At 74.1% G+C, this 17,993-nt stretch carries 15 protein-coding genes and 1 tRNA gene; 7 read left to right on the top strand and 9 right to left on the bottom strand.

Annotation, left to right across the window (positions count from 1 at the left end):
* Window positions 1-16: 16 nt before the first annotated feature.
* From ACI79O_RS07545 to ACI79O_RS07530, 4 genes are all read right to left on the bottom strand, one after another.
* Entirely contained in the window at window positions 17-1,165 is a 1,149-nt protein-coding gene (locus ACI79O_RS07545) for a zinc-dependent alcohol dehydrogenase (RefSeq protein WP_456890645.1), read from the bottom strand.
* A 223-nt stretch (window positions 1,166-1,388) separates the two neighbouring features.
* Window positions 1,389-2,804 carry an FAD-dependent oxidoreductase gene (locus tag ACI79O_RS07540; RefSeq protein WP_456890646.1) on the bottom strand — a complete coding sequence of 472 codons (1,416 nt, stop codon included), beginning with the start codon at window positions 2,802-2,804 and terminating at the stop codon, window positions 1,389-1,391.
* The gene (locus tag ACI79O_RS07535; protein ID WP_456913715.1) at window positions 2,773-3,996 is read right to left on the bottom strand and encodes a polysaccharide pyruvyl transferase family protein; all 1,224 of its coding nucleotides are present in this window, start codon (window positions 3,994-3,996) and stop codon (window positions 2,773-2,775) included. The genes ACI79O_RS07540 and ACI79O_RS07535 overlap by 32 nt, the downstream gene beginning before the upstream one ends.
* A gap of 414 nt (window positions 3,997-4,410) precedes the next feature.
* Complete coding sequence (locus ACI79O_RS07530; RefSeq protein ID WP_456913714.1) at window positions 4,411-5,205, bottom strand: glycerophosphodiester phosphodiesterase; 795 nt, start codon at window positions 5,203-5,205, stop codon at window positions 4,411-4,413.
* Window positions 5,206-5,702: 497 nt separating this feature from the next.
* Between ACI79O_RS07530 and ACI79O_RS07525 the strand changes: the two genes are divergently transcribed.
* From ACI79O_RS07525 to ACI79O_RS07515, 3 genes are all read left to right on the top strand, one after another.
* Window positions 5,703-6,479, top strand: coding sequence for a type 1 glutamine amidotransferase domain-containing protein (locus ACI79O_RS07525; protein WP_456913713.1), 777 nt, complete (start codon window positions 5,703-5,705; stop codon window positions 6,477-6,479).
* A 222-nt stretch (window positions 6,480-6,701) separates the two neighbouring features.
* Entirely contained in the window at window positions 6,702-7,712 is a 1,011-nt protein-coding gene (locus ACI79O_RS07520) for a response regulator transcription factor (protein WP_456890654.1), read from the top strand.
* Window positions 7,713-7,880: 168 nt separating this feature from the next.
* Window positions 7,881-9,203, top strand: coding sequence for a DUF2254 domain-containing protein (locus ACI79O_RS07515; RefSeq protein WP_456913712.1), 1,323 nt, complete (start codon window positions 7,881-7,883; stop codon window positions 9,201-9,203).
* Between the two features lie 226 nt (window positions 9,204-9,429).
* Here ACI79O_RS07515 and ACI79O_RS07510 read toward each other — a convergent pair.
* Window positions 9,430-9,502, bottom strand: a tRNA-Ala gene (locus ACI79O_RS07510).
* A 102-nt stretch (window positions 9,503-9,604) separates the two neighbouring features.
* On the bottom strand, window positions 9,605-10,399 hold the full coding sequence (locus ACI79O_RS07505) for a M23 family metallopeptidase (protein WP_456913711.1): 795 nt from the start codon (window positions 10,397-10,399) through the stop codon (window positions 9,605-9,607).
* Between the two features lie 854 nt (window positions 10,400-11,253).
* Between ACI79O_RS07505 and ACI79O_RS07500 the strand changes: the two genes are divergently transcribed.
* The 4 genes from ACI79O_RS07500 to ACI79O_RS07485 are packed head-to-tail and all read left to right on the top strand — an operon-like array spanning window position 11,254 to window position 15,473.
* Window positions 11,254-12,762, top strand: a complete 1,509-nt coding sequence (locus ACI79O_RS07500) for a mannitol dehydrogenase family protein (RefSeq protein WP_456890662.1) — start codon at window positions 11,254-11,256, stop codon at window positions 12,760-12,762.
* Window positions 12,759-13,541, top strand: coding sequence for an HAD family hydrolase (locus ACI79O_RS07495; protein WP_456913710.1), 783 nt, complete (start codon window positions 12,759-12,761; stop codon window positions 13,539-13,541). Before ACI79O_RS07500 ends, ACI79O_RS07495 begins: the two co-directional genes overlap by 4 nt.
* A complete protein-coding gene (locus tag ACI79O_RS07490) occupies window positions 13,538-14,668 on the top strand; it encodes a CDP-glycerol glycerophosphotransferase family protein (RefSeq protein ID WP_456913709.1) in 1,131 nt (376 codons plus the stop codon). Before ACI79O_RS07495 ends, ACI79O_RS07490 begins: the two co-directional genes overlap by 4 nt.
* Window positions 14,655-15,473 (top strand): phosphocholine cytidylyltransferase family protein, encoded by an 819-nt coding sequence (locus ACI79O_RS07485; protein ID WP_456890670.1) that lies wholly within the window; start codon window positions 14,655-14,657, stop codon window positions 15,471-15,473. The genes ACI79O_RS07490 and ACI79O_RS07485 overlap by 14 nt, the downstream gene beginning before the upstream one ends.
* Window positions 15,474-15,496: 23 nt before the next feature.
* Here the strand turns inward: ACI79O_RS07485 and ACI79O_RS07480 are convergent, their stop codons facing one another.
* Genes ACI79O_RS07480 through ACI79O_RS07470 form a run of 3 tightly spaced genes read right to left on the bottom strand, consistent with a single transcriptional unit; the run spans window position 15,497 to window position 17,966 of the window.
* Window positions 15,497-16,579 carry a hypothetical protein gene (locus ACI79O_RS07480; protein WP_456913708.1) on the bottom strand — a complete coding sequence of 361 codons (1,083 nt, stop codon included), beginning with the start codon at window positions 16,577-16,579 and terminating at the stop codon, window positions 15,497-15,499.
* Window positions 16,576-17,241, bottom strand: coding sequence for an SCO family protein (locus tag ACI79O_RS07475; RefSeq protein WP_456890674.1), 666 nt, complete (start codon window positions 17,239-17,241; stop codon window positions 16,576-16,578). The genes ACI79O_RS07480 and ACI79O_RS07475 overlap by 4 nt, the downstream gene beginning before the upstream one ends.
* Window positions 17,238-17,966, bottom strand: coding sequence for a YcnI family copper-binding membrane protein (locus ACI79O_RS07470; protein WP_456913707.1), 729 nt, complete (start codon window positions 17,964-17,966; stop codon window positions 17,238-17,240). Before ACI79O_RS07470 ends, ACI79O_RS07475 begins: the two co-directional genes overlap by 4 nt.
* Between the last annotated feature and the right edge of the window lie 27 nt (window positions 17,967-17,993).

Raw genomic sequence — 17,993 nt, 5'->3', positions numbered from 1 at the left:
GAGGTTCTCCTGTCGCTCAGGCCGCGGTCGGGACGACGAGGGGCTTGATGATCCCGTCGAGCTTGGCCGAGAAGATGTGGTAGCCCTCGGCGATGTGCTCGAGCGGGATCCGGTGGGTGACCAGCTCGCTGGGCTTGAGGTAGCCGTTGCGCACGTGCTCGAACAGCCGCGGCCACTGCCGCTTGACCGGGGCCTGGTTGGTGTGGATCGTCAGCCCCTTGTTCATCGCGTCGCCGAACTTGACGGCGCTGAACAGCGGGCCGTAGGCGCCCATCACCGAGATCGTCCCGCCCTTGCGGACGGAGTCGATCGCCCAGTTCAGTGCCACCGGGGAGCCGCCCTGCAGCTTGAGCTTGGACGAGGTGACGTGCTGGATTGCGTTGCCGTCGGCCTCCGCACCCACGGCGTCGATGGCGACGTCGGCCCCGAGCCAGTCGGTCGTCTTCTTCATCTCCAGGACGATGTCGCCGTACTCGGTGAAGTTGTAGGTCTCGGCATGGGCGAAGGTGCGGGCCTTCTCCAGCCGGTGGTCCAGGTGGTCGATGACGATGACCCGGCCGGCGCCCATCAGCCAGGCTGATTTCGCCGCCACCAGTCCCACGGGTCCGGCGCCGAAGACGATGACGACGTCGCCCTCGACGATGTCACCGAGCTGCGCGCCGAAGTAGCCGGTCGCCGTCGCGTCGGTGAGCAGGACCGCGTCCTCGTCGGCCATCCAGTCCGGGATCTTCGAGGGGCCGACGTCGGCGAACGGCACGCGGACGAACTCGGCCTGGCCGCCGTCGTAGCCGCCGGTGGTGTGCGAGTAGCCGTAGATGCCGCCGACGGCGGTGGCGTTCGGGTTGACGTTGTGGCAGTTGGAGTACAGACCGCGGGCGCAGTACCAGCAGGTGCCGCAGAAGATGTTGAACGGCACCATCACCCGGTCGCCGACGGCGAGGTTCTGCACGGACGACCCGACCTCGTCGACGACGCCGATGAACTCGTGGCCGAAGGTGTGACCGATCCGGGTGTCCGGCATCATGCCGTGGTAGAGGTGCAGGTCCGAGCCGCAGATGGCGGCGAGCTGCACCCGGACGATGGCGTCGTTGGGGTGCTCGATCGCCGGCCGTTTCTTCTCCTCGGCCCTGACCTTGTAGGGACCTCGGTACACCATCGCTCGCATGGGATCCCCTCCTGGGGCGCGGGCCCCGGCTCGGGAGAGCGCCACGGGGCGCCCAGCGGCCGGCTCTGCTCACCGGCCCCCCCGACTCTGCGTCGGCCGTCCCACCGGGGCCACTCCAACCCGGGCTCCACGCGGGGCTCCGCCGGAAGATCGGCAGATCTACCGATGCCCGCCGTCCCCCGTCCCCGCTGCGTCCTCCGGGTGCTCGCGGTTGCCCGCCGGATCACCGCACGGCACCCCGCTCGAGGGCCACGCCGCCGTCGTCCCCGCGGGCCCCCAGGTCGGCGCCCTGCCGGACCAGCTCCGCCTGCACGGCGGCGATCGCCACCTCCCGGGGTGCCCGGCCCCCGGCCGCCGCGAGCGCCGCGCAGACCCCGGCGGCCTGTCCGGTGGCCATGGCTGTGGGCGTGACCCGGTAGGAGGAGTGGGCCTCGTGGGTGCCGGAGATGCAGCGTCCTGCTGTCAGGAGGTCGTCGACGTCCCGTGGCAGCAGGCAGCGGAGGGGGACGTCGTACGCGTCCCCGGGAGGCACCGACCGGAGCACGGTGCCCCGGCCACTGGGGTTGTGGATGTCGACCGGGTAGGTGCCGCGCGCGATCACGTCGTCGAACTTCCGTGCGCTCAGGATGTCCTCGCCCGTGAGCACGTAGTCGCCGAGGATCCGCCGCGTCTCCCGGACGCCGACCTGCACCCCGCTCTGGGCGACGTAGGAGTCGGCGAAGCCGGGCACGTAGTCCCGGAGGAAGGCCGCGATCTGGGACATCTGCCGGTGGCTGACCGCCTCGGCGCGGGTGAGGTCGAAGACGTCGGTGCCGAAGACCTGCGTGACCCGTGTCGAGTTCACGGCGACCTCACCCGGGTGCGCCGAGTTGAAGAAGAGGACGTCCTCGCGGGGCAGGTCCAGGTCGCCCGCAGCGGTCGCTTGCTCCACCAGGTCCCAGAGCCCGTGGACGCTGCGCCACTGGTCGGGGTGGTCGGCGACGTAGCGCTCGAAGGGTCCCGGGTCGAAGCCCACGACACGGAACATCAGCGTCATCGGCTGCACCAGCCCGTCGCTCTCGCGTCCGATCTCGAACGGCGCTCCCGCGGCCGCGGCGACGTCGCCGTCCCCCGTGCAGTCGACCGTCACGCGGGCGGTCACGACGACCGGCCCGGACTTGGTCTCGAACACCACCTCACCGGCCCGGCCCGGTGTCCGGACCCCGCTGGCGAACGCGTGCAGCACGTACCGGACACCCGCGCCGTCGAGCAGGTCCAGGGCCACCTGCTTGAAGACCTCGGGGTCGAAGGGGACGGTGTACCCGGTGTCCGGCGACGGCAGCACCGCGCCGTCGGCCTGCACCAGCCGGTCGATGACCTCGATGTGCTTGCCCGCGACGACGGGCTCCCCCTCGCCGTGGTCGGTGGGGAACAGGCTCACGTCACCCAGCCGCGGAGGTTGCGGACGGCGGGTGTGGAAGGACATCCACGGCATCACGAGCGCCGCCGTCGCGTTGCCGCCGAGGAACCCGTACCGCTCGACGAGGACGACGTCGGCGCCGGCGTCGGCAGCCGCCAGCGCAGCTCCGATGCCGGCCGGCCCGCCCCCGACGACGAGGACGTCGGCCTCAGCCGCCTGCAACGCTGAGCGCGGGGGCAACGTCAACCGCTCCCCTGCGACCGGCCGGGTCAACGGCGGCACGCTGGACTCCCTCCTGCTCGACGGACCGCCCTGCGATCGCGGGCGTCGACGGCCCCGCCAGGACGTCGAGGACGTGCCGCAGCGGGGCGGCCGACCGGGGCTTGAGCCTCTCGATCCGGGCCTGCACCTGCTCGGCGGTCGCCTGGCGCTCGTCCCAGAGCCGGTCGACGGCCGCCAGCAGCGGACCCACGGCATCCCGGTCGAGGCTGCCCGGCGTCTCGATGCCCAGTGTCCGCGCGAAGTCGGCCACCTTGCCGGCGTACGGCAGCGGCAGGAAGGGCACCCCGGAGAGAGCGGCGAAGACCAGGAAGTGCAGCCGCATGCCGACCGCGAAGTCCATGTGCTGCATCAGGCCGAGGATCTCGCGGGGCCCGTACGTGCCGTGGAGGACCCGCGCGCGGTCGGGAGCCGTCATGCGGGCCAGCACGGCGTGACTCTCGCGGACGTCACCGCGCTCCATGGGGACGAACACCACCTGGCCGCCGTAGCGGTGCACCGCGAAGTCGGCGACCGCGGCCAGGGTGGCGTGATAGGCGTCCACCGCGAGATCCGGTGCCGCTCGCCCTGGTTCCCGTACGGACATGGCGATCAACCGTCCCGAGGTGTCGACCCCGTCGCGGACCAGTTCGTCGGCCGGGAAGGGAGCGGGGCTCAGCAGCAGTGCCGGGTCGGACACCACCTCGATGGGCCGCTCGATGCCGACCTCCTCCAGGACCCGCTTGCTCTCCTCGTCGCGCACGGTCACCCGGGTCATCGCCGAGACCACCTCGCGTACGGCGCTGCGGTCCTCGGCCGTCGTGAGTGGCCCGGCGCCGAGGGCGTACCCGACCGTCGGCACGCCGTTCCGGTGGGCCGTCCGCACGTGCCGGAGGTACTCCCTGGCCTCCGTGTCGTACAGCAGCCCACCGCCACCGAGGACGAGGACGTCGAGCCCGGCGATCTCCTCGTTCACGGCGTCGCACCGACCCTGGCGGCCGTCGATCACCCGATCGGCCAGGTGTGCGTCGCGGGTGTGCGCCGCGTCGCGGGAGAACACCACGACCTCGGCGAAGGGCGCGGCCTCTCGCAAGCTGGCGAGAATCGAGGTCAGGATCGCCTCGTCGCCGATGTTGAGCCCGCCGTAGGAACCGAGCAGTCCGATGGTCGCCATCCAGGTTCTCCTGTCGATGTGTCGCCGGTGAGTGCGGGAAGGAGGGACGCCGACGGCGGCACGCGCATCCGGAGCGCAGTCGGTGGTGAGGACCGACTGGCTGCGGTGGTCCTCGGAGGAGTGTCGCGCTGCAGGACAGGGGCTCGAGGGCGGAGAGTTCGACGGCGGGGTCGTGGTCCGTGGTCGCCGAACCCGTCGGTTGCCGGCGGGGAGGGGATCGCCGGCCGATGACCCCTACCGCACCGCCTCAGTCCGACGTGACCACGTCGAGGAGGGGGACCTCGTGACAGGCCTCGTTGGGACCGTCCCCGTCTGGTTTACGGAACGGCGTGTACTCCCAGGATCCCCTCGGCGACCCGGGGCACACTCGGCAGAACGACCGATCCTGGTGCCCGGTACTCCTCCACTCCTCGGCTACGGGGCGGGACCCAGTGCGACCAGCGCCTCCGGCAGGTCGTCCACGACCACGGCGTCGGTACCGGCGGACACCAGCAACCGGGCCGACGCGATCTGCGGGCACCACACGAGGAGTTGCCGGCCGCAGCGGTGGAGCCGGGACAGCAGGTCCGCCAGGGCCCCCGGGTCGATCTGCCCACCGGCCGTCCCATCCCACAACGAGCCGACGTGGAGGGCCAGCACCTCGACGTCCATGTGGGCGCAGGCCGCGACTGCCATCTCCACGGGGAACCCGTGCCAGGTCAGCAGTCCGAGGGGCACCTTCGGCGCCGTCGCACGCAGGAGCCCCAGAGCTGCCGGGTCGAACGAGGAGACCATGAGCGGCCGCCGCGTCGCCTCCGCCGCCACGACCGGCGCGAGGATGCCTGCGCTGGTGTGCCCGGGTGACCGCAGACAGTCGTCCATCGAGGACTTGAGGTCCAGGTTGAGCCCCACCTGGCGAGGGAGATCGTCCAGCAGGATGCTGAGACGCAGCGTGCCGCGCCGGTCGGCCTCCGCCCCTGTGACGTCGTCGAGCCGGGTGCCGTCCGGGTACACGGCGTCGTGCGCCACCACCAGGACGTCGTCTGCCAGGCGCCGGACATCGGCTTCCACCCATCGCGCCCCGCTGCGCACGGCGGCGGCGAAGGAGCCGAGGGTGTTCTGCTGATGCCCGTCGACGACACCGCAGCCGAGCCCGCGGTGCCCGATGACGGCAGGCCCCTCCCCGAAGACGTCCGGGGGCACGGGTCGTGCCCGGCCGGCCGTGGTCACGGGTCCACTGCGAGGTGGGCGCAGGTGCACCGTCTCGTCCGGAGGGGTCACCGGCCACAGCCCGCGAGACTCCGGCGGAAGGCGCAGCCGCCCCGTGACGCGAGATGGAGCACGCGGTCATCTCCTTCCTTGGCGTGGACACGACCGCCGGCGTACCTGGGACGGCCTGCAGGTGCGGAGGTGCTCCGGGAACGCCCGTTCCCGTCGGGCAGCCGCTCCCCAGGATGGCCGGGCCGGTGCCCGGGCGCCGTCGGCACAACTGCCCATCTTCGGCCCCGAGCGGCCGCCCGCAGCCGCTCCAGCCCGGGGCCGCCCGGAGCAGGACGACGGGCTGATCGCGCGCCAGTCCGCCCGGGGACGTGTCCGGCTGGCGGGCGCGGGTACCCCGCTCACCGCCGAGCAGCCGGCCAGGTGAGAACGATCCTGTGGCGCCATCGAGCTCCCGCTGTCAGGCGGAGTTCCGCCATCTCCGCGCCATCGAGCGACAGGGGGACGACATGCCCACCAGACGCCGGCTCGAGGGCCGCACGATCGCTGCCCTGGCGGCCGACGGCTTCGAGAAGGTCGAGCTGGTGGTTCCGCTGCGGGCCCTGAAGGCGGCCGGCGCCGAGGTGCACGTCGTGTCCCTGCGGCGCGGACGGATCCGCGGGGTGAACCTGCACATGCCGGCCAGCCGGGTCCGCGTGGACAGGACGATCGACGAAGCCGATCCCGGCGACTACGACGGCCTGTTGTTGCCCGGTGGGTTCATCAACCCCGACCTCCTCCGGCAGTCCGCCCCGGCACGGGAGTTCGTCCGCGCGCTCGCCGCGAGCGACAAGCCCATCGCCACCCTCTGCCACGGACCGTGGGTGCTCGCCTCGGCGGGCCTCGTGGACGGACGGACCCTCACCTCCTGGCCCGGGATCCGCGACGACCTGGTGAACGCGGGTGCCACCTGGCTCGATCAGGAACTCATCCGGGACGGGAACCTCACCACCAGCAGAGGGCCCCAGGACATGGCCGCCTTCATCCCCGGGATGCTCGAGGCCTTCGCGACGACGTCGCCGGAGCCGGCGACGACGGCACGGCGTCGTGAGTCCGACCGGCAGCGCGAGGCGCCCGTCGGCTGGGCCATCGCCGCGCTGCGATGGTCGCCGAAACCGTCGGCCGCCGCCGTGATGGGCATCGGCCTGGCTGCCGCCGCCCAGCGCGCCCTGTCCGGCCCGACCGCGCAGACCGGGAGGACCGCACGGCACGTCGTGCTCGGTGACGTCCGCGATCGCAGCGGCTGAGGGAGCGGCTGAGCCGGTGCGGTCACACGACCCACGGCGGTGCTCCGCAGTGCAGCCGCGTCGCTGGCTCCGTTAGCCGGTGCCTCAGACCACTGCGGCTCTTTCGTCATCGTGAACGGGACTACTCGGTCCCGCTCCGCGGTAACCGGGCACCCGGGGACAGACGTCGGCACCGTTGAACAGACAGCGCGCCTTGCCGAGGCTGCGGTCCCGGGAGCGCAGATGACCGAGCCCGCAGGCCTCGAGCTGGCCGAGATCGCCGACTCGACCAGTCCCCCCTCCGAGCGCACGCAGGAGATGCTGGAGAAGCTGCGCCGCATCGTGCCGTTCGACGCCGCGTGGCTGGCCACTGCCGATCCGATGAGCAGCTACACGTGCGTGGCGAGCACCGGCCTCGACGAGAGCACGTTGCGCTACCTGAGCGGTTCCACTGCGGCGCATGACATCGAGGTGACCCACACCGACCCCGCGCACCTGCCGCTGAGCTCGTCCGACCTGCCCTACCCGGCCGCCGACCTGCCGACCTGGGCCGAGTGCCTCCTCCCCGCGGGCTTCCACGAGTCCCTGGGCGTCGCCCTGTTCGACGGGAGTCGGCGCCACGTCGGTCACCTGGCGCTGCTCTTCCGCAGCACGCAGCCGCCACCCCTGGCCCTGCGGCGCCGGCTGCACCAGTTGACGCCCGTCCTGGCGCGCGGGTCGGACCCGTTGCGCTCGCTGACCGCGGCGGCGCGGCTGGTGCGGGGGGCGGCCGCCGGTGCGGTGCTGTGCCACGACGGCGCCACCCGGCCGCTGCCCGGCCTCGACGGCGACGCACTGCTCGCCCAGGGATCGCCCGTCCTCACCGTCGCGCGCTCGTGCATCGACGACGGCCGGGTGTTCGCGTCCTTCCTGTGGCCCCGCGGAGGACGCCATGCCCCGGACGGGCACGTCCGCGTGACCGTCCTGGCCGCTCCCGGCGAGGCATCGGCACGCCTGCTCGGAACGGTCGTCCTCTCCCCCGTGACCCACCTGCGGGGGCTGACGCCGCGCGAGCTCGAGGTCCTCGGGTTGCTGGTCGACGGGTGTACCAACCAGCAGATCGCCCGCGCGCTGGTCGTGACCCCGCGGACGGTCGCTGCCCACCTCGAGCACGTCCTCGTCAAGCTCGATGCGCCCACGAGGACGCTCGCCGCGGTGCGGGCCGAGCGCGAGGGCCTCTACGTGCCCCTGGTCCCGTCGCCCTGCCGGACCTGAATCGGGCGTTCTGCCGATGGTGCTCCCCCGGCTGCCTCGGTTCCATGTGAGGACCTGGCGGTCCACGAGGTCGCCGGGTCGAGCACGTCCGCATCCGTCCACCCGGAGGGAGACCATGACCGCGTACGAGTCGTGCGTCCAGGCCGCCGACCCGCAGGCCTCCAGCGCATGAGTCGGCTGCGGCTCCAGCGCTTCGTCCGCACCAGCCTGTGGCTGCTGCCGGTCGGCTGCCTGGCCGCGGGCGCCCTCCTCGCCGTCGGAACGCTCGCCGTGGACCGGGCGACGGGCTATGGGCTCGTCCCGCAGAGCCTGACCGGGACGCCGTCCGACGCCCAGACGATCCTGTCCTCCTTCGCCACCGCCATGGTGTCGCTGACCAGCCTCGTCCTGACGGTCACCCTGGTCGCGGTCCAGCTGGCGATGGGCCAGTTCTCGCCCCGCATCGTGGGGGCGCTGCTCACCGACCGGTGGAGCCAGCTGGCGATCGGGTTGTTCGGCGCGAGCTTCCTGGTCGCCATCCTGACCCTCCGCGAGATCCGCGGCTCCGACACCGGCACCGTGCCCGGGCTGTCGATGCTGCTGTGCTACCTCCTGATGCTCGCCAGCATCGTCGTGCTCGTCCTCTACGTGCACCACGCCGGACAGGGCCTGCGGGTCGCCGGGCTCATCGACCTCGTCGGCGACCGCAGCCGCGAGTTCATCGTCCGGGAGCACGGGGACTCGCCCGTCGACGCGAGCGACCCGGACGAGATCGTCGCCGCGCAGCCCGGCAACGTGGTCCGCGTCGACCGGCCGGCGGTGGTCGCCGCGGCCCGGCGGGCGGACTGCGTGCTGGAGCTCGTCCCCGTCGTCGGGGACTTCGTCGTCGGCGGTGCGCCGCTGGTCCGGGTGCACCCGGGCACCCGGTCGGCGGCGAGCGCCGACGGCCGCCCCGCCGGTCGGCTCCGCGCCACCGACGTCACCCGCCACGTCCTGCTCGGCCCGGAGCGCGTGCACACCGAGGACCTCGCCTACGGCTTCCGCAAGCTCGTCGACATCGCCGTGCGGTCGATCGCACAGCCGTTCAACGACCCCACGACGACGGTCCAGGCGCTGCACCGGCTGCACGACCTGCTGCGCCAGATCGCCGCTCGCCCCCTGCCCTGCGGTGAACACCGCGACCAGGACGGCGTGGTGCGCCTGCTCGAGCGGACCGTCAGCTGGGACGGCTACGTCCGGCTGGCCTTCGACGAGATCCGCCTGGCCGGGGCGTCGGAGCCGCAGGTGACCCGCAAGATGTGCGCGGCGCTGGCCGACCTCAAGAGCGTGGCACCGCCCGACCGGCAGGAACCGCTGGACCGCCAGTTCCGGCTCCTGCACGCCGCCGTCCGGCGCGCCCACGAGGACGAGGAGGACGTCGTCGCAGCGCTCACCCCGGACACCGAGGGCATCGGGTCGGGGGCCGACGTCACCGCCGCGCCACGATCCCGGTCGGCTCGCGCACCGTACTGAGCCGGCCACGTGCCGACCCGACCATCGTCGCGGTCAGGAGCCGGACCTCCGCTTCGACGCGGTGCTGTCCAGGTCGGCCCGCGAGAGCAGCGGGAGCCGCCATCGTGGCCGGCCCCGCGAGGCGGCCGACCGCATGGGCGCCGTGCTGCTCGTGACGCCGGCGTCAAACTGCGACCAGGGACGACTCAGGCCGCCCTCCCGGGGGAGGACGGCCTGGTCGTCGGGGTGGAGCTGAGGGGACTCGAACCCCTGACCCCCACACTGCCAGTGTGGTGCGCTACCAGCTGCGCCACAGCCCCGCTCGCGGCCCCGGCCGGTGTCGTCCGGACCGAGGAGAACTGTACATCGCCGCCCGGACCCGGCTGCGACGGGGGTGGCCGCGCGTCGCGCCCGCGGGGGGCTCAGATCTCGACGCCGCGCTCGGCCAGCCAGTCGACGGGATCGACCCGGCGGCCGTCCATGCCGCCCTCGTGCACCTCGAAGTGCAGGTGCGGTCCGGTCGACTGCCCGCGGTTGCCCAGCAGCGCGATCGTCTCGCCGGCCTCCACGTACTGCCCCGGCTCGACGAGGATCTCCTCCATGTGGCCGTACACGGTGACGTCGCCGTTCTCGTGGAGGACGTAGACGGCCAGACCGAACCCGCTGGCCGCGCCGGCCCGCACGACGACGCCGTCGGCCGCCGCGTACTCCGGCGTCCCGATGGGGGCGGCCAGGTCGATGCCGTAGTGGAAGGTGCCCCAGCGCGAGCCGAAGCCGCTGGTGAAGCGGGCGCCCTCGACCGGCAGCACCGTCTTGGGCCGGGCCGCCTCGGCGGCGGCCTCCGCGGCCGCGGCCTCCGCGGCAGCGCGCTCGGCGCGCGAGGCGGCCACCTCCTGCAGCCGCAGCTGCGCCTCGGCCTCGGTGATGGAGGCCATCGGCATGACCTCGACCGCCTCGTCACCGGTGGCCAGCTCCATCTGGGCGCCGAGCACGGAGGTCTGCCCGGCGGCCGCCTCCGGCGAGCCGGGCACCCCCACGACCGCGGCGCCGACGGCGCCCGCCACCAGTGCCGCGACGAGCAGGTACGGACGGCGGTCGCGCAGACCGGAGCGCCGGCGTGCGGGGGCGGGCGGGACGGCGTCGGGGTCTGGCTCGGCGACGGCGTCCGTTGCCGGCTCGGCGGGCTCTCCCGATCCCGCCGGAAGCACCGTGGTCACGAGCGCAGCCGGGCCGGGGCGGACGACGACGTCGTGGCCCGCCGTGCGCGGCGCGGGCAGGACGGCCGCTCCCGGTGCGGACGTCCGGTCGGCGGGGCAGACCGGGGGGAAGCCGCGCAGCGGGGACACGGGACCGCCCGCGGCGGGCCGGTGGGCACCGGTGCGGGGGCCGGGGAGATCCGGGCGGGAGTCGCTGGCGGGGCGGACCGGGGGGAAGCCGCGCAGCGGGGACACGGGACCGCCCGCGGCGGGCCGGTGGGCACCGGTGCGGGGGCCGGGGAGATCCGGGCGGGAGTCGCTGGCGGGGCGGGTCAGCAGACCCGCGTCACTCCGGTGACTGGCCAAGTACCTACCCCGCTCGTGGGAAGCGGCCCCCGTGGGCCCGATCAGGTTGTGACGATCCAAACACACCGTGACTGCTTCGTGACCCTCCGCCCGGCGTGTCGCCGGATGACGCGCCGTGTGCGCTGAGTCACGACCCGCTCGGGCGTTTGGTGGCCCACTGCAGAGGGAAGTTCCTGCCTCCGGCGTGGAGAAGCTCGCGCCGGTCCGACGGCCACCGCCGGGCCGACGCCTCCGCCGACGCCTGCGTGCCCGCCACGCCGGTGCCCGGAGTGACACGCCGATGGACGTCGCCGCAGCCGACGGCCGCCGCCCCCCAGGGCGGTGGTCGTACCGGGCGGCGTGATCCCATGTTCCGTTCCCCGGCGCGGTCCGCAGGCACCCCTGACGGCGGTGCGACCGGTCGCGCCCCGGCACGACCACCGACAGGAAGGACCGATGCCTCGATGGCGCAGCCCGAGCGTCCTCCGTGGGGATCCCCGCGGAGCCCGGCGGCACCCGCGGAGCCGGCGGTGGCACCCGTCGTCCGCATCCGGCCGCTGACCGCCGCCACGCTCGAGCAGCACGGGTCCCGGCTCACCGTCCCCACCTACGACCGCGCGGCGCTCGTCCCCGCCGTCGTGCACCTGAGCGTCGGCGGCTTCTCGCGCGCCCACCAGCTCACCTACTTCGACGAGGTCGCCGAGCGCCGCATCTCCAGCGGCTGGGGCGTCGTCGGGGTCGGACTGCGGCACCGGCTCATGCAGGAGGCGCTGGCCCCGCAGGACAACCTCTACACCGTCGTGGAGCGCAGCCCCGACGGCGAGCGGGCCCGGGTCGTCGGCGTCCTCACCGACTACCTGTTCGCCCCGGACGCACCGGCCGCCGTGCTCGACCGGCTGGCCGACCCGCGCACCCGGGTGGTCACCATGACCATCACCGACGCCGGCTACCTGCTCGACCCGTGCACCGGGGCCTTCACCCCCGACGACGACGTCCGGCACGACCTCGCCTCCCCGGGCACACCGCGGACGGTCTTCGGCTTCCTCGTCGAGGCGCTCGACCGCCGCCGGCGCGCCGGCACCGCGCCGTTCACCGTCCTCTCCTGCGACAACCTGCACCGCAACGGCGACGCGACGCGCACCGCGGTGGTCGGCTTCGCCGCGCGTCGCGACGAGGTGCTCGCCCGCTGGATCACCGACCGCGTCGCCTTCCCCAGCAGCATGGTCGACCGCATCACCCCACAGACCGCCCCCGAGGAGCGCGCGGCGGTGGCCCGCCGGTACGGCGTCGACGACCGCTGGCCGGTCGTCACCGAGCCGTTCTCGCAGTGGGTCGTCGAGGACGCCTTCTGCAACGGCCGCCCGCCGCTGGACCAGGTGGGCGTGCGTTTCGTCCGCGACGTCACCGACCACGAGCTCATGAAGACCCGGCTGCTCAACGCCACCCACTCGGCGCTGGGCTACCTCGGCACGCTGGCCGGCCACGACCGGATCGACGTCCTCATGGGCGACCCCGTCTTCGCCGCCTACGCCCGCCACCTCATGGACGACGAGGTCACGCCGCTCATCCCCTGCCCCGAGGGGATCGACCTCGACGAGTACAAGGCCACGCTGCGGCAGCGCTTCGCCAACCCCGCCATCGCCGACCGGCTGTCCCGGCTGTGCCGCCGGGGCTCGACCAAGCTGCCGCAGCACCTGCTGCCCTCGCTGCGCCAGGCCCTGGCCGAGGGGCGCCCGCACGGCCTGCTGACCCTCGCGCTGGCCGGCTGGATCGGCTACCTGCAGCGGACCGACGCCGCCGGGAGGCCGCTGCCGGTCGAGGACGACCACGGTCCGCGCCTGCAGGCCCTCGCGCTCGCCGGCGGCACCGACCCGGGCCCGCTGCTGGCCGAGCGGTCCGTCCTCGGCGACCTGGGGTCGGTCCCCGGGTTCCCCGAGGAGCTCTCGGCCGTCCTGCGGCGGCTCGCGCACGACGGCGCCCGCGCCACCGTCGCCGCCGCCACGGCCGCCTCCGCCCGCACCGCCGCGAGCGATCGGTGACCCCGCCCCGCGCGGGCGGGGCGGCCACGGCAGTCCTCCCCCAGGACGTCGTGGCCGGCCTCACCGCCCTGCTCTGCGACGCCGACGGCAACCTCTTCCCCTCCGAGGAGCCGGCCTTCGTGGCCTCGGCCGAGGTGACCAACCGCTTCCTCGCCGACCTCGGTGACGCGCGCCGGTTCACCCCGGAGGAGCTGCGGCTGGCCACCACCGGCATGAACTTCCGGACGACGTCCCGGCGGCTGGCCGCCGAGGCCGGCCGGCCCGAGGTCGACGTCGAGCCGTGGGTGACCGAGGAGAAGCGCGCGGTCACCGCGTACCTCGGCGAGCACCTGCGCCCGCACGAGCCGACCACCGCCGCCCTCACCGCACTCGCCCCGCACCTGCGGCTCGCCGCGGTGAGCTCGAGCGCCCTGGCCCGGCTGGCCGCCTGCTTCACCGCCACCGCCCTCGACGAGCTGATCCCGCCGGCGGTGCGGTTCAGCGCCGAGGACTCGCTGCCGACGCCGACCAGCAAGCCCGACCCGGCCGTCTACCTGCACGCCTGCGCGCAGCTGGGCATCGCGCCGGTGCAGGGTCTCGCCGTCGAGGACTCCGTCCCGGGCGCCCTGTCGGCGGTGCGCGCCGGCTGCCCGACCGTCGGCAACCTGCTGTTCGTCCAGCCCGCCGAGCGCGCCGACCGCGAGGCCGCGCTGCGCGAGGCCGGGGTGCTGGCCGTCGTCTCGTCCTGGCAGGAGCTCGCCGACACGCTGCTGCCCGTCCTGACCGGAGGTGGTCGATGAGGATCGTCTACACCAGCTTCCGCGGCCTGTTCTCCGACAGCCCGCGCGCGATCTACGAGGCCCTGGCGGCACGCGGCGACGACGTCACGCACACCTGGCTGACCGCGCCCGTCGCCGAGGGCGCGTTCCCCGCCGGCGTCGGGACCGTCCCGTTCGGCAGCCCGGAGAGCATCGCCGCGCTCGAGGCCGCCGACGTCGTCGTCTCCAACGACCACGTGCCACTGGACTGGGAGAAGCGGCCGGACGCCTTCTACCTGCAGACCTGGCACGGCACCCCGCTCAAGCGGATCCACAACGACGTGTTCTGGGCGCCGGAGGGCCGGCTGGCCTACCTCGAGCACGACATCGCCCGCTGGGACGCGATGCTCTCGCCCAACGCGTACAGCACGGCCCGCTTCCGCCAGGCGTTCGGCTTCCGCGGGCCGGTCCACGAGACCGGCTACCCGCGCAACGACCTGCTCTCCAGCCCGCGGCGCGACGAGGTGCGGGCGGCGGTGCGGGCCGCACTCGGCATCGGAGCCGACACCCGGGTCGTCCTCTACACCCCGACCTGGCGCGACGACCTGGTGTTCGAGGGGAAGGGCGAGCGCGACTTCGACTTCCCCGTCGACCTCGGGGACTTCACGAAGCGGCTGGGCGAGGACCACGTGCTCCTGCTGCGGCTGCACAACATGGTCTCCAGCCGCCTCGAGGCCATCGAGGGACTGCCGGTGCGCGACGTCTCGTCCTACCCCGACATCCGCGACCTGTACCTGGCGGCCGACGTGCTGGTCACCGACTACTCGTCGACGATGTTCGACTTCGCGATCACCGGCCGGCCGGTCCTGCTCTTCCCCTACGACCTGGCGGAATACCGCGACCGGCTGCGCGGCTTCTACGTCGACCTGGAGGAGATCGCGCCCGGGCCGCTGCTGTCGAGCAGTGCCGAGCTCGTCGAGGCGATCGCCGACCTCGACGCCGTCGCCGCGGCGCACGCCGACCGGTACCGGTCGTTCCGGGAGACCTACACCTCCCTCGAGGACGGACACGCCACCGAGCGCGTCCTCGACCTGTTCTTCCCGTCCGGCGGCACCTCCGCCGGCGCGGCACCCACGACCCGAGGAGGGGACGACAGTGCGCACCGCTGACCTCACGCAGACCACTCCGGCACGCGACTTCACCACGCGCGCCGCGCGCCCGGCGCTCCGGCCCGCTCCCCGCCCCGTCCAGGTCGTCGTCCTGGCCGCCGGGATGGGGACCCGCCTGGGTCGCCCTCTGCCCAAGCCGCTGACGCCGCTGCACGACGGGCGCAGCATCCTGCAGCGCCAGCTCGACACCCTCGGGCAGGTGCTCGGCCCGGCCGTCGACGTGACCGCCGTCGTCGGCTTCCAGTGCGAGCGGGTCATGCAGGCCGTGCCCGACCTGCGCTTCGCCTACAACCCGGACTATGCCCGCACCAACACCAGCAAGAGCCTGCTGCGCGGGCTGCGGGCGACCGGTCCCGGCGGGGTGCTGTGGCTCAACGGCGACGTCGTCTTCGACGCCGCGGTCATCGAGGCGGTGGTGCCGGCGCTGGAGGCCGACCAGAGCTTCGTGTGCGTCGACACCTCGGTGGTGGGCGACGAGGAGGTCAAGTACACCCTCGACGCCGAGGGCTGGATCGACGGGCTGTCGAAGACGGTGCAGGGCGGTCTGGGCGAGGCCGTGGGCATCAACCACGTCTCCGCGGCGGACAAGGCCGTCCTGGTCGAGCACCTGGAGGCCTGCGGCGACCAGGACTACTTCGAGCGGGGCATGGAGACCGCCGTCGCCGAGGCCGGCCTGCGGTTCCGGCCGCTGGACATCTCGCGCTGGACCGCCGTCGAGGTGGACTTCGAGGCCGACCTCGACCGGGCGAACGCGATGCTCGCCGCCCGCAGCCACCTGCACCCGGTGCCCGACGGCACCGTGTAGGCCCTCTCCCAGGGATCCTTCGTTCAGCCGGCCGGCTGGGGCTCCGGCGCGGGGCGGGCGGGCTCCGGGTCGCGGAAGCGCCGGACGGCGCCCAGCCCGGCGACGACCAGCCCCGCTCCCCCGGCCACCAGGACGGCGACGGCGGCCCGCGCGAGGACCGCGGGACCGGCGCCGGCCACGTTCGCGCTCCACAGCACGTCGACGTCGGGCAGGCCCTGCACCAGCAGCAGCCAGCCGAGGACCAGCGCGCACAGGCCCGCCATCACGCCCCGGCCGCGGCGGGCGGAGAGCACGCCGAACGCCGCGACCAGCGCCGCGGTGACCGCCGGCAGCAGCGCCGAGACCACGGCCGCGGCGTGCGAGGAGACCGTCACCGCCGGCTCCGGCGTGGCCGCGGCGTGCCACAGCGCCGCGGCGGCACCGGCGGCCAGCGCCCAGCCCAGCGGTCCCGGCGTCCGTCCCACCAGCCCGGCCGCGGCGACGGCGGCGAACAGCCCGGCGTACAGCGACCAGACCAGCAGGGGCGAGGGCGGCGGCTCCCAGGTGAGCTCGCCGCGCACGGTCACCGCGGTGTCGCCGTGCCGCATCGGCACCGTCCAGTCGAAGACGGTGTGCGCGTGCGCCGGGTCGGCCGCGACGGCGGGCGGGAGCTGCTCCTCGCTCATCCAGTGCGTGCGGTGGTCGTGCCAGGTGTACTGCGGCTCGGTGGACACCTGCACCCACTCGGGCTCGGCCTGCGGGTCGGCGTCGGCGGGCAGGGTCACCCGGCCGAAGCGGTCCAGGTTGATGTAGGTGGCCGGGCTGTGCGCGTTGCGCCAGACGCCGTCGGGACCGATCCGCAGGTAGGGCTCGTCGGAGTAGCCCGGCACCGTCACAACGGCGGCGGTGGTGTTGACCAGCTCGAGGGCGTCGCCGAAGTCCAGCACCCGCACCGACACCCCGGGCACGGCCGGCTCCACGGCGGTCACCCGGCCGTCGAAGTCGCTGCCGGCCGCCTCCCCGCCGACGTGCGCGGCCGCCGGGCCGGCGAGGGCGAGTGCGGCGAGCACGCCGAGGACGACGACGAGCAGCCGAGCGGCCGCCCGCCGGGGGCGGGCGGCCCTCACGCCCCGGTGACCTTCTCGAGGTCGCCGGCGATGTCGCGGGCGGTGTTGCCGGCGTCGAAGGCCACGTGCGCCTGGTCGTCGGCGCCGTAGAGCAGCAGCAGCGAGCTGTGCAGCCGGCCCTGGTCCTCGGCCAGCGGCACGCCGGCCGACAGCTGCGCCTGGTCGATGACCTCCTGCGCGCCGGTCAGCCCGACGAACTGCGTAGGCAGGTCGGCGTCGAACCGGTCGAGGTACTCGCCGAGGACCTGCGGGGTGTCGGCGGCGGGGTCGGTGGTGACGAAGACCACCTGCACCTCCCCGGCCAGCGCCGGGTCGACGTCGCGCAGCGCGAGGGCGACGTCGGCCATCGTCGTCGGGCAGATGTCGGGGCAGGTGGTGTAGCCGAAGAACAGCAGCGTCGGCCTGCCCGCCGTCGCCTGGGCGAAGTCGTACTCCGCGCCGCTGCTGTCGGTGAGGGTGAACGACGGCCGCTGGAAGGGATCGCGCAGGTCGATGCCGGCGTACTCGTCGCCGGGCCCCTCGAGCGTGGCCGCCGGCCCGTCCGAGTGGTCGTGCCCCTCCGCGGCCGCCGCCTGCTCCCCGTCGTCGGAGCCGCAGGCGGTCAGGCCCAGGGCGGCGGCGAGCAGCAGCGCGGCGGTCCGGCCGCGGACGGGAGCGGTCACGACGACACGGTACGTCGACCTGCGCGGTAGCCGAGGACGACGCCCGCGACCCCGACGGCCAGGGCGAGGATGGCGAGGAACAGGGCCAGGCCGGCCGGCTGGTTGCTGACCTCGCCGTCGTGCGCGTGCTCCTCCGCCGACGTCGTGGCGCCGGCGGCGGCGGCGGCGGTGTCACCGGCCAGCGTGAGCACCGGCGCCGGGTACTCCGGCTCCTGCCCGTCGACGGTCGGCTCGATCCACGCCGACTCGGTGCCGTCGCTGTAGGTCTGCACGGCCGGGAACGACAGCGTCGCGGCGTCGGGGAACGGCCCGCCGGACAGGGCGAACTCCTGGAACTCCCCGGGGGCGATGCCGCCGCCGGGGTCGGCCCGGAACTCGACGACCGACACGTAGTCGCTGATCGGCTGGCCGTGGACCTCCACCGGCTCGGCGAGCTGCGACGACGTCGTGGTGACCGTCCAACCCGGGAGCGGCTGCACCCGCAGCGAGGCCATCGCCTGCTCCTCCGGGATCGAGATGCGCAGCGCCACGGTGCTCGCGGTGTCGCTCTCGTTCGGGACCCGGAAGGTCAGCTTCCCGTAGCCGCCGGCGGCGGCGTCGTCCGAGGAGACCGTCACGTGCGCCGACGCGCCGGTGGCGACCACGACGGACGCGACCAGGGCGGCGAGCAGGGCGGTCAGGACGACGACGGCACGGGCCGGCGATCGCAGGGGGGTCGGGGACACGGTTCTCCTCACTGTCGGCCCGCGGGG

The sequence above is a fragment of the Geodermatophilus sp. SYSU D00696 genome, from assembly GCF_054050235.1.
The sequence above is the reverse complement of the archived record's forward strand: the minus strand, read 5'-3'. Positions and strand labels throughout refer to the sequence as shown.

What these genes read in the sequence shown, in the direction of transcription:
- ACI79O_RS07525 (WP_456913713.1), top strand. Translation starts at nt 5,703, where the DNA reads ATGCCCACCAGACGCCGGCTCGAGGGCCGCACGATCGCTGCCCTGGCG.
- ACI79O_RS07515 (WP_456913712.1), top strand. Translation starts at nt 7,881, where the DNA reads ATGAGTCGGCTGCGGCTCCAGCGCTTCGTCCGCACCAGCCTGTGGCTG.
- ACI79O_RS07490 (WP_456913709.1), top strand. Translation starts at nt 13,538, where the DNA reads ATGAGGATCGTCTACACCAGCTTCCGCGGCCTGTTCTCCGACAGCCCG.
- ACI79O_RS07535 (WP_456913715.1), bottom strand. Translation starts at nt 3,996, where the DNA reads ATGGCGACCATCGGACTGCTCGGTTCCTACGGCGGGCTCAACATCGGC.
- ACI79O_RS07545 (WP_456890645.1), bottom strand. Translation starts at nt 1,165, where the DNA reads ATGCGAGCGATGGTGTACCGAGGTCCCTACAAGGTCAGGGCCGAGGAG.
- ACI79O_RS07520 (WP_456890654.1), top strand. Translation starts at nt 6,702, where the DNA reads ATGACCGAGCCCGCAGGCCTCGAGCTGGCCGAGATCGCCGACTCGACC.